The following is a 12,389-nucleotide window of genomic DNA, read 5'->3' on the forward strand; positions in this document are numbered from 1 at the left end:
CAGCGCTTCCTCACTCACCGCGTTTCGTCGGGATGGGGGCGAAGTTGCAGGGCGCCGGCGCGCAGGGCGGGGGCGGGTTGAGGACGCAGCGGTTGGTCGTCGGCCGGTTCGACGTCCAGGTCGGTGGCGTTCCAGAAACCGCCCTCCAGGAAGCGTGTCTCGGGTCTGGCCCACGTCCAAGCGCCGTGGCGGTCGGACGGCAGGGGTAGTTGGATGGCCGGTTCACCGGAGCGAACCCTGTCGTCTTCCACCGGCGCGTCGGTGGTCAGGATCGGGTTGAGGTGGAAGGTGACCGCGAGGTTGGCCATAGCTGGGGCGGTGATGTGGGCCGGCAGCTTCAGGGTCGCTGTGGGCAGGATGTCCGTGGTGGCGTGGACGGTGGCGTGCGGGTCCGCCAGCAGGCTGAGATAGGCGGTATCGGTTGCGGTGGGCTCGGTGCCCACAGGTTGGGCCGGCAGGGTCAAGACGGCGCCGGCGCCGATGGGGGCGAGGCTGGAGCCGGGGGTGCCGATGGGGTCGTCGGGAAGTTCGTCGGCATCCAGGACGGTGTACATCGTGGTGTAGTCCTGGTCGCGGAAGTAGCCGATCAGGCCGTCGGAGAGCTGGTCGCGCTGGCCCAGGCGGATCGGGAACCGGTAGGCGGGGTAGGCGGGGTCGACCGGTTGGAGCAGGTTGGGCCAGTGCGGGTCGGTGTGAGGCGGGCCGTCCAGGGCCAGGCTCACATGCGCACGGATCAGCGCGAGCGGGCGGCCGAGCAGGCTGCCCGGGCCGGAGGCGGCCGGCTCGCTGGTCGGGGTGATGGTGGTCAGGGTGCGGTCGATCACGGCCAGCAGTGCGTCCAGGGCCGCCGGTCCCCGGTCGGGGTCGTCGCCCGGCGCGATCAGCGCGCTGACGAAGCCGAGCAGGTGCGGGTGGTCGGCCAGGGCCAGCTGGTGGTCGTAGCCGGAGTCGGGGGCGTGGGGCAGCTGATGCCAGGTCAGGCGGGGGCTGCCGTCGGACAGGACGGTGGAGCGGAGCCGGCCCAGTGGGGTGCCGTCGGGGGCATAGCACAGCAACGCGCGGTCCAGGTAGTGGGGCAGAAGCCAGCCGCAGACGGGGGTCGCGGTGTGGCGGGGCGCCTGGTCCAGCGGGGTGTCGTCGGCGGTGTCCAGGAAGGTGAGGCAGGTACGGGCCGGTTGGGCCAAGCGCGGGGTGAGCTGGATGAAGCGCTGGGTGTTCGACGGCTCCACGGTGATCGGCCGGCTCTGCTGGTCGTAAGTGGGCCTGAGGTGGGCAGGACGTACGGGTTCGAAGGTGAGGTAGTCGCTGCCGGGGGCGTCGGGATCCTCCCCCTCGGCGGCGGCGGTGGGCCGGGCCGGGATGTGGACGGCGGGCAGCGCACGGCCGAAGCGGTCGACGATCATCAATCGGCGGATCGCGAACTGGCCGGTACACAGCTCGTGGAATCGAGTGGGGCCGTATCCGGTGAACGGCCGGGGCAAGGTGCCCGGGTTGGGCGGCTGGCCGCGCAGCCAGGCCGGTTCGAGGTGGCCGCGCAGCGCGTCGGGCACGGTGTGCGGGATCACGGCCTGGTGGTGGTGGCGGGCGTGGATCTGCTCGGTGAACCCGGACAGCGGCTGGCCGATCCGGTCTGCGGCGGCGGCCCGCTCGGCCAAAGCACGCAGGACCGGGGCGTGCGGGCCGGGGTGGTTGGCGGCGTGATCGCGCAGCCGCGCGGCCATGGTGTCGGCAGGGGCCGACGTCAGCCCCTGCCGACCGCGCAGGATGACCGACGGCGGACGTCCGGCGTCCAGACAGTCATAGCTTTCGCCGTTGAAAGCCCACATGGCGGTGCCGGCGGCATCGTGCCAGGGGATGGGGAAGAACTCCGCCTCCCACTGGAAGTACAGCGGCGACCAGGGCTGCGTCCACGGCTCGGTTCCGAAGTGCGGGCCGGTGCCGGCGTGTTCGCCGCGGCGGATCGCGGCCTCCAGGTCCGCGGCCGGGTGGCCGGTGGCCTGGGCCAGCGCGGGCGCGTTGGCGGGGTCCAGGTGGAAGGCCTCGGCCAGCAGCGCGGGCAGCACGCCGGCCAGTCCAGCCGGAGCCGGAAGGTGGGCCGGGGTGTAGAGAGTCGGCGAGCCGGTGAGGATTCCTCCGTCCCAGCGCAGGCCGGTGACGGTATCGGTGGCGGCCCGGCAGGGCAGCGGCGGCTGGCCGGCGTCGGCGTCGCTGGTCCAGGTGCGCTGGAATTTGGCGCCGGCGATGACGACAGTGGGGTCGTTGGGCAGGTAGAAGTCCGGCAGCACGCCACGTTTGAGCTGCCCGTCCATGCCGTGCTCCACCTGGTACCGGGCGATCTCCCGCTCAAGGTCCTGATCGTCCTGGGCCCAGGGGATGTCGGCACGCAGTGCCAGCACTTCGTCCCGGAAGCCGCCGGCCCGGTCCAGTGCGTCGTCAAGGGCTGCTTGGAGGTTGTCGGCGCCGAGTTGATCGGGGATGCGGGGCAGCTGATTGGCCCACCACAGGTCATACACGCGGCGCTGGGCGGCGATCAGCTGCCCGAGAGCCTGGTCGTGGGCCGCTTGGGCGCTGTTGAGGGCGGCCAGAACCCGCTCACCGGCGCGAGCGGCCGCGTCGCGGCCCAAACGCCGGTCGGCGGCCTCGTCCTCGGGGTGTTCCCAGGTCCACACGTGGCCCGCCGGGGTCGGGGTGAACCAGGAGGCGTGGGTCGCGCGGCGCTTCTGGAACTCGCCGTCCGGCTCGTCCAGCGTGTCCAGCAGCCCGGCATTGCAGGCGGCCATGAGCTCGAGCAGCTCGGCGTCGTCCTGCCCGGTCTCGGCGGCTACGGCGGCGTCCAGGGCGGCGGTGGCGTCGGCGATGGTGTGGCCGACCGCGAGCCGGATCGTGTCGGGCCGCTCTGAGCGCGGGGACAGGTTCGGCTGCCACTGAAGTCCCAGTACGGTGCCGTGACACACGGTCCGGGCCAGTGCCGGCCCGCCGGGTACGGACCACTGCAGCTCGGCCGTCAGCTCGGCACGGGCCAGGTCCAGTTCCTCGCCGACCAGGCCGACCAGCGGTGCCAGCGGGTCGGCGGCGGGGTCGCTGTACCAGCCGGCGACCAGGTAGCTCACGGTGTGCTCCTGGCCGGTGTCCAGGTCGCGCAGATCGTCGTGTATTGAGAACACGTCGGTGTTGTAGGGCTGGTAGTCGGCGAAGCCGTCGAGGCCGGGACCCACCGCGGTCAGGAACTGGCCCGGTCCCGGACGCGGCTCGGTCCACGGGTTGTCCAGGTCCGCGCGCCGACCCATACGGGTCAGCGTCCCATCGACCGGATGCAGGTAGGGGATGGCGCCGTCGCGGGCCAGGGTGTCGCTCTCCACCACCCAGGCCTTCCTCCGGGTGCGCGCCGCGGCCCCGGGCGGTCCGGCGTACCGCACCACAAACCATCGATTGGGAACCTTCGGGAAGTCCGGCCCCGCGGCGCCCTGCTCGTGGTGGCCGTGTTTGACGGCGTCGGGCAGCTGCCAGTGCAGATGTACGCCGTTGCTGGCCGGATGCTGCCGGAAGAGCAGGTCCACGTTCGTGAACGGCGGCGGTTCCGGGGAAAGGTTGACGCGGGACAGCGCGTAGTTGGCCTGCCAGCGCTGGAACATCTCCTTGGCCCGGACAGCGTCGTTGACCAGCAGCGCCTCCACGCGGATCGGCACGAGCAGCACCGGATCGATTCCCGACGAAGGGGCGGCTGCGCTGGTGACGGCGCCGGATACGGGGCGAGGGTCGCTCATCGCGGGTCTCCGTTCACATCGGTCGCGGGGGCCGGGTCGGGGTCCGGTACAAGCTTTTGCCGGCGTGGCACATTGATCAGCTGCAGACCGAAGGCGGCCGGGCCGGCCAGCCCGCCGGGCACCGGCTGGCCCACCTCGGTCAGCCGATCGCTGAGCGCCCGCAAGAGTCCGTCGGTGTCACCGGGGCGCAGGTCCAGCACCGATCGGGTGCCGGAGGCGTCCGGGCGCAGCCAGGCGTCCAAGCCGTCGGAGGCGACGGCCGGGAACGTCTCATCCTCCAGCTGCCCGCCGGTGTGTTCCCCGGTCAGGGCCCGCAGATTCAGGTGGAACGGGCCGGTGCCGTCGACGCCGAACGACAGCCCCTCCGGCGGCTCGGCCAGCTCCACCATGTCCGGGACGTCGTCGAACAGGTATATCAGTACGTCGTGGCCCAGAATGTCCCGCCGCAGCACCGCCAGTGCGTCCTCGCCCCGGAAGGGCCGGACGACCAGGTTCGGACATTCGTGGACCAGCGCCGAGCGGATCAGCAGTCCCGCCTTGGGCGCCGGTCCCGGGTCGGCCCAGGGTGCCAGGCGTTGCAGCGCGGCATCCTGGGAGTCGGCGACACCGACACTCAGGGCGCCGTCGCGCAGCGCGGTCAGCCAGCCCGGATCCACGTAGAAGAACCTCAACGATTCCGGCGGCAGCATCCGCTGGTCCGGCACCAGGTGGGCGAACGGGATGCCGGCCAGGAGCTGGCGCCGGGCCAGCCACCCGCCCAGGCCGGGATCCTCGACCTGGACCGCGGCGGCGGCCAGCGCCGGGGAGTCCCGCCCCAGCAGGGCACGCAGCGCCGGTGTGGGAGGAGCCGCTGCGGGCCTGGCCTGGTCGACGGACTGCGCCGCCGCCGCGGTGGGCGAGGCCAGTGCGGCGTCGGCGTCGAGAAGCCGGCCGACCGCTCCGGCCGCGACCAACGCCTCGAAGACGCGCCCGGCCGGGCGGTGGGCGCCGGCCTGCTCCACCGAGAACGACCGGCCGGCCCGGGCGGCGCGCTGCTGGCGCTGGGCGAGCAGCCCGGCCCGGGCGCGGGTCCGGGCCCGCCAGCGCGGCAGCTGCGCGGAGAAGTCGGCGTCGGCCAGGGCCAGGGCCCGGCCCAGCGTCCAGGCCGCCGCCCACGAGGCGTCGAAGACCCCCCACTCGGGCAGGTAGTGCAGCAACTGCCCGGCCCGGGTCCACGTCCCGTCGTCCGGCGCGTCGGGCTGAGCCTGGGCCGGCTGGGCGCAAAAGGGGCCGCGGTACCAAGCGAAAGTGGTATCCCCGGATTCCACGTGGAACGTCACCGGTGTCCAGCCGCCGGCCCACCGATCACGGACTTCCTTGTCCTCTTTGTAGGTCGGGCTTCCGGCCACCACGCCTCCCGGTGGCGGGCCGGGCCAGCGCAGCAGCAGGTCACGCTGCGGTACCGGGCCCATCCGCACCGCGGCACCGCCGGCCCCCTTCGTCAGATACAGCATGTCCCCGATGGCCACCACCGCGTCCACACCGTCGTGCATGTCCGGCGGTAGCTGGGGGAAGGCCTGTGCCAACAGCTGCGGGAACCCGGCCTGCACCTGGTGGGTGTCCAGGTCGTAGCGCAGGTATCGGGCGCCTTTGAAGAACAGCAGCACCACCGGGTCAGGCGTCTGCTCCACGCCGATCCGGTCCACCGCGTCCAGGTCTGTTTGAAAGTCCTCCGGCAGACCCGGAAAACGCTCCGCGATCTCCGCGACCCCTCGCCCGACAGTCGTATCCAGACATTTATCCTGCTTGAACAGCAGCACACTGGTACTCCTGGAATTGCCGACGGCGCAGGCGGCGTCCACATCCCCGCGGAAGAAGTCCGATTCCGCTCCGGTGAAGTACCACCGCTCCGGGGTGTCCGGACCGATCGGAAAGGTCTGTTCCGGATCGGCGTCGGCATGCGGGGCACTGGAGTATTCATCGCCATGGAACAGGCACAGCTTTCCGGATCCTGCCAAGTAGGCCACGTCGGCCAGCCGGGTCTCGGCGGCAGGGCGCCAGGTGAGAGCCGTCGGCAGCGCGGGCTGGTCGGCGAAGAGCAGTTTCGGGACCCGGCCGGCGAAGCCGCCGCCGACGACCGGAAGGTTCTGGAAGGCCCAGCTGTGCAGCGATGCCAGCACCACGCGGCCGGACAGGGTGCCGGCCTCGGCGTCTTCCAGAAGCTTCAAGCAGCCTTCCAAGGACACCAGGTGGGCCTGGTAGCGCCCAGCGCCGGCGGGCAGCCGCCCCGCCATCAGGACCGAGAAGTCTCCCTCGGCCAGCTTCTCGCCGCGCGCCGTGGGCGGCGCGGTCTCCGGCGCCACCCGCCTCACGTGCGCCAGGTACGCCAGCTCCGCCGGCCGCGGGGCCACCGCTGTGAACACCGCCGCCGGAACGGTCACCGTCGCGCACACCTCATCAAGGTCCTGCACCTGCGCGGGCGAGATCACCGGCCCGCGGTAGTCCTCCCGGCCGTCCAGGGCCAGCAGTTCCCGGGCCGTCAGGGCCGAATCCGGTCCGCCGGCCGTGGCTTCGTCGTCGGCGAACACCAGAAGCGCCAGCCACGGCGCGTCCAGGCCCGCGCCGGGCTCCGCCCTGGGGTCGAGGCTGCGCTGCCAGGGAAGCAACGGCTCGCGGAGCGTCACGTGCGGCAGGGTGCCGACGAAGTCCCCGAAGGCCTCCGGGGCCGGGTTCACGGCGTGGACGAGCTCCGGCTGAAGAGTGAACTGCGGGCTGCGCACCTCAAGGCGTTGATTGACGTCGGGTACCAGATCTGCGGGAGCGCCGTCGACCGCTTGCTCGGCGGTGATCGTGTAGTCGCCGGCCGCGATCGCCGGCACCAGGTCGTCGTCCAGGTGGACCAGGAATCCGGGCGCGCTGCGCGTTCCGGGGGCGGCCAGGTCGTGCTCACTCAATTGGGATGCTCCTCACTCGGCCCTGCGGCAGCGGCGCCGCGGGCGACGCCGAACGCCTGCGGCCTTGTCTCATCGCCCGACGCCGGACGCCTCGACTGGCAGCAGCGGGTCGGCCTCCAGGCCGACCTTGTTCACCAGCAGTTGGTAGAAGACCAGCTGCCCGTCGAGTGGCGCCGGGGTCTCAGGGTCGCTCCAGCCGCGGGCCAGGCTGTTCCGCAAAAGGTGGCGGAGTGCGCCGCGGATTCCTGTCACCGCGGTGACACCGGCCCCGGCGGCGCCGGTGTCGGCCGACGGCCCGGACGGCCCCGCATCAGGGCTCAGAGGCAGCACCACCGGTGGCAGGTCCAGGTCCTCGAAGGCCAGGTCCTCCTCACGGATTGCGCCGATCGTCGCGCCGCGGGCCGGAGCGGGCACCACCACGGTCAGGCCGACCGTCCGGTCCAAGGTGACCGGCAAGTCCAGGGCCTCGTCGACGGCCGGGTCGCCCCACAGCGCCGAGGGGGTCCCGTCATTGATCGCCTCGGTCTGCCAGGCCGGCGCGTCGGTGATCCGCTGCCACCGCGCCGGCGCCCCGCGCGCGGCGGTGTTGCGGAACACCTTCACCGTCAGCGCCGAATCGGTCGCCTTCCCGCCCTCCGGGCCCAGCGGCCGCACGGTCAGCTGCGCGTCCCGCACCCCCCTCACCGGTTCGCCGCCGACGAAGGCCACCTTGTTGACCGGCACCACCGTGCGCACGGTGAACGTGAACCCGGCCATGCTCGCCAACCACGGCTCGTCGGAGCGGGCCGCCGGCGCCTGGTGACCGGCCAGCAATCCGTGGGTGGCCGACAGCTCCAACCGGTCGGTGTCAGGCAGCAGTTCGGCTGCGAACCGGTCCCATCCCAGCGGATCAGCCGACGGCTGTCCCTTGCCGAAACTGAAACTGACCTTCACGAAGACGAACTTGGCGGTGATCTTCCCGCCGGTCGGCGGGCCCCACAGGTGCAGACTGGCCGACAACTCCCCGCGCGGCTTGACCAGCCACAGATCCAGCTGCGCGCCGATCGTCACCCCGACCCTGATGTCGAACATCAGCGGCGCCCACTGCACCAGCGCGTGGGCGTAGGCGGTCAGCCAGGCGTGCAGGTTGCCGGCCCGGTAGTCGACCTCCAACGTCCCGCCGGCCATCACCGCGCACGAGGTCAGCGCGAAATACGCCGTACCCTTGACGCTGACGTTCCCCAGCGACCAGGACATGCCCAGGCGCGGCACCTGCGGATAGCCCGACGGCGCCTCGAAGTCGGGGTGGTAGCCGCCCGCGGTGTAGACGAAGTCCCCGGACCGCGGATGCGGACCGAACCACGCCGCCACCGCGAACCCTCCGGTCAGCGCACACGCGGGATCGATCACGTAGGAGTCGACCAACACCGCGGTGGCCACCAATTCCCCGCGGGTGACCCGGTAGACCGCCCGCAGCACCAGCCGCACCTGCGCATAGGCCTTCTTGTCCGGATGGAACGGGAACCGGGCTGCGGCCTGCCCCAGCAGCGCGATCGTCACCTCGTCCCCGGCCTCCACCACCAGCAGCAGCCTGCCGTTGATGAACTCGAAGGAGGAGAAGGAGACCCCGGCGGCGAACCACAGACTGTCCTGCCGCGGACCGACCCACGGCGGCGAGCCGCCGGTCAGCTCCGCCAGCATCTCCATCAACGACTTCCCAGGCGGTGCCCCGGGCAGCGCCGGCGCGGCAACCTGCACCAGCGGGAAGCCGGGCACCTCGTCCTGCTCCGGTATCCGCAAGCTGGAATTGAAACCGAACCCCAGGGCCAGGCCGGTCACCCGGAACGGGGTCGGCCCGAGCTGGAGCCCGCGCAGCTCCCCGTACACGAAGAACGAGGTCACGCCGTCGACAGTCTTCTGATAGGCACCGATCACCTCGACGCTGATCCTCGAGGTCGACACCACCAACCCGCCCTCGACCGACCGCTCGACGCCCTCGGGCAACGAGGTCTTCCGGTCGGTCAGCGATCCGCCGATCCGCAGCGGCGGCCGCGAGAAGTCCACCGACAGTCCGTCCAACCGCGGCCGCTGCACTTGCGGAGTGTCGCCGTTCAACCCCACACCCAGCGCCAGACCCTGCACGCCCAGCGTCAGCCCGGCCGCCCCCAGCGTGGCGTCGAAACACACCCACACCACGCCGGCTTCGAAGACCAACCCCATCCGCGCCACCCGCAGCGGCCCGAGCGACAGCCCCAAATCCACCCAAGCCCCCGACGACGGCCCGCCTGCTCCCGACCCGGGCACCACACCGGCGCCCCACGCAGGTGCGGGAAGCCCCACATCCCCCGAGAAGCCCCTACCGGCAGCACCGACCGGCACCGTCAACACGCCAATGCTGTTCCCCGGCAACACGTAGTCCACCACCAGGACCGCGCCCTTGTTCAGCCCTCCCCCGGCCGGACCGCCCTGCCCGGCGGGTAACACCGGGAACTGCGGCGCTCCGGGAGCGATCGCCGCGACCGCCGCGTTCAGCCCCGCCACCTGCACCGCTGACAGGAGTCCCGAGCAGTACAGCAGGCCCACTCGGTTCAGGCGCAGGTCCGCACTTTCCGGTAGCGCAGAGCCGACCAACGGTAGGTCTGACACCCCGGCATTCACTGCCGCCATCACCTGTACCGCCCAAACCCCGGGCCCGGCCGCGGCAGAGCCCTTCAACGACGCCAGCGTGACCGTCGTGGAGACCGTGGTGAACGTCGCGGCCATGCGCTCGGCGGTCCAGTCATAAGCCAGCGCGACCCCGCTGACCTCGGGACACATAGCCCGCGGCAGAACCTGCTGAAGCTCTTCGGCGCCCGACAGGCCCAGGGCGTCCAGGATCGAGAACAGCGGCACGGGCCGTCCCTCGGCCGTCCACAGCGCGGTGAAGTTCTTGCCCACGGCTCCCGAAGCGAAGTCGACGTCGAAGACCATCCGATAGGGATCCCCGTCGTCCAGCACGACGTCCGCGACCAGTCTCGCCCCGAACGTCACCTCCCGCGCCGGGCCGGTGCCGCGGATCTCGGCCCGCACCGTGAAATCCATCGACAGGCCGAACATCGGCACCCGACCGCTGAACTCCACGGACCCCGACGCCGCGCTGTCGAAACCGATCCGTATCAGATCCAGCTCGAAGTCCTTGATCAGGTCGGGTACCTGTATCCCGAAGAGGTCTTGGAACCACCCGTCGAACGCCGACAGGTCGACCTCGGCGGCCGACGCCCACAGTCCCCAGGCCTGACCGGACTTCCGTCCCTGCACCCTGATCGTGCTGTTGCCCACCGCCAGCGTGCCGGTGAGGCAGGCGTCCCGCACCACACGGCCGCCTTGACCTGACAGGCGCAGCTCCAGATCACGGATGACCATCCGATCCAGAAACGTCCAGGTCGTGTCCAGGCCCAGGGACAAGGCGTAGGAGCTCGACTGAATGTCGTAGTCGACATTCAGGTACTGCACCGTGAGTGAGTTCTTGTCGATCCCGCTGCCGTCCAGATGCTCCTCGATCAGGTCCGTGCGTCGGTCTGGTTCGACGAGGGTGGCCGTCAGCGTCTGCCCCGGTAGCGCCAGCACGGCGTGCAGCTCGTAGCCGGCGACGATGAGCGTGGCGCCCATGTCGGCGGCGAAGAGCCACGTCCCTTCCTCCCGCACCGCGCGCAGTGCCAGGTCGTCGACGGACTCCAGCGTCAGGAATCCCTCGATGACCGCCCAGGGCGTCGTCGGGCCGACCCCGAGCACCACCGCGGCCCGGTCGATCGCCGAGGTGTCGGTCGCATACGCCGCCGACACCTGCTTGAGCAGCAGCCCGGCCAGAACGTCCTCGATGGGGCCTGGAACGTCCAGATCGGCCACCGGCAGGCCGTCGAGGAAGGGCAGCGAGGCCAGCGACTCCACCGACGCCAATGCCACCCCGTGCGGAAGACTCGCGAGCAGGTTGAAATGCTGCAGCACGGAGGGGACCAGTACCCTCACGAAGCTGGTCGACGGTCCCTCGGCCGTCGCGATCGTGAACCGGGCACCCGGCTGCGCGTTGTACGCGCTGCCGTCCCCGCACGTCAAACCGATCACGTCGAAGCCGGCGCTCACCACCACCAGCGCGGCGTCGAAGCCCGCGTCGCCGAGGAATCCGAAGTCCCCCGCCGCCTGCGCCGGCTCCTCGATCACCCAATCGAAGCCCTCGCACACGGCTTCAAGCCCGGTGACCACGTCTTCGGACGTATCGGTCAGGAAACGCACATGCATCTGCCGCTCCTGGCCGGCCAGCACACCACGGCCGTGGACCGCCAAGCCCGGCAGGTCATAGACCGCCTCTGAGATCGAAAGAACATCACCGGAACCGTAGGCATCGAACAGCTGCTCCACGGCATCGATCTCGAACAAGTGCGTGGGCAACGACAGATCAGCGCCCGAGCCCGCCAGCAGATTCCGCAGATCATCAGTGCGCAGGCTCATGATTCCTCCCCGGCGATCGTGGTGTCCGACGCGCTTGAACCCCTGTCGCGATAGGGATGGACCGCCGTCCCCGGCCCCGTCAGAAGGAACCGCAATCCCGGCACTGCCTCGGACATCCGGTAATCGAGGACATACAGGGGCGTCCGTCCGGCGACATCGGGACCGGCGACGACGGCATGCCACCTGCCGAGGTGGACGTTGAAGACCTTGAACAGCGGCGTGTCACCTTGCTGGAGCAGCCTTTCGTACTTGAAGACCGCGTAGAGTGCCGCCGGGCCAAGGCCGGTGATCTCCAGGTCGGGCTCGCCCTTGCTCTCTCGGGAGTGGGTCTTGACGTGGAAGGCGCCCTCGCCGGGACTACGCCTGTGCATGGCGCGCAGAAGTGTCGCCATCTCGATCCGGTCGAGCGGTCCGCTGCGCGGTACGTCGCCGAGATCGACGACCTTGGTCGACTCGCCGGACATCTCGAAGAGCAGAATCTCTTCGAGGTTGATATTGCCGAAATCCCAGGGAATTGAACTCCCGATGGCATAGCCGACTAGACCGGAATGTTGGCGGTCGTGGTAGATTCCGATCCATTCCCTCGGACCGTCCCATTGCAGGTTGCAGAGCAGGGTGCTGGTCGGGCTCGGCGTGGCGTGCACAAATACCCTGCAGTCGATATCCCTGCCGGTGGCGCCGGCCAGGCCGGTCAGCTTGAAGTCCCGTATCCCCGACCCCGGCGGGACCTTCTTCACCCCGAAGGCAGGAGCACCCCGGCCCCGCGCGTGCATCGCCTCCAGCACAGCCTTGTAATCCTCCGGAGCCCACACAGCATCGCCGGTATCGACATCCGCCAAATCCACCACCGTCGTCAACGTCACCGTCGCCGGACCCCCACCCGGCGCCAACTTCGGCAACCGGAACAGCGGAACATTCGTCCGGTCCTCCGGATACGACCGCTCATAGCCTTCGAGGATATTACTGCTCCGATTGTGGCAGACGGCGATCCATCCGTGTCCTTCTCGATGCACATTGCATAACACAGTGCGACCCGCTGGAACCGGCGCCAAATCGTGAATGCAGTCAACATCCCTGCCGGCCAGACCGGTCAACGTGATATCGCGCTCGATCCCGCCGCTCCCATTCCGCCCCTTCACCCCGAAGGCAGGAGCACCCCGGCCCCGCGCGTGCATCGCCTCCAGCACAGCCTTGTAATCCTCCGGAGCCCACACAGCATCGCCGGTAT

4 protein-coding genes are annotated in these 12,389 nt (G+C 70.5%); all 4 read right to left on the reverse strand.

Annotated elements, in window-relative coordinates; genetic code table 11:
* Positions 1-14: 14 nt before the first annotated feature.
* Positions 15-3,764 carry a hypothetical protein gene (locus tag ABIA35_RS32760; protein ID WP_370360533.1) on the reverse strand — a complete coding sequence of 1,250 codons (3,750 nt, stop codon included), beginning with the start codon at positions 3,762-3,764 and terminating at the stop codon, positions 15-17.
* Positions 3,761-6,697, reverse strand: a complete 2,937-nt coding sequence (locus ABIA35_RS32765) for a hemopexin repeat-containing protein (RefSeq protein ID WP_370360534.1) — start codon at positions 6,695-6,697, stop codon at positions 3,761-3,763. Before ABIA35_RS32765 ends, ABIA35_RS32760 begins: the two co-directional genes overlap by 4 nt.
* Before the next feature lie 69 nt (positions 6,698-6,766).
* The gene (locus tag ABIA35_RS32770; RefSeq protein WP_370360535.1) at positions 6,767-11,161 is read right to left on the reverse strand and encodes a DUF6603 domain-containing protein; all 4,395 of its coding nucleotides are present in this window, start codon (positions 11,159-11,161) and stop codon (positions 6,767-6,769) included.
* The coding region (locus tag ABIA35_RS32775; RefSeq protein WP_370360536.1) for a hypothetical protein at positions 11,158-12,389 on the reverse strand (1,232 nt) is incomplete at its 5' end. The genes ABIA35_RS32775 and ABIA35_RS32770, both read right to left, overlap by 4 nt.

This window comes from Catenulispora sp. MAP12-49 (genome assembly GCF_041262705.1).
Classification (GTDB): Bacteria; Actinomycetota; Actinomycetes; order Streptomycetales; family Catenulisporaceae; genus Catenulispora.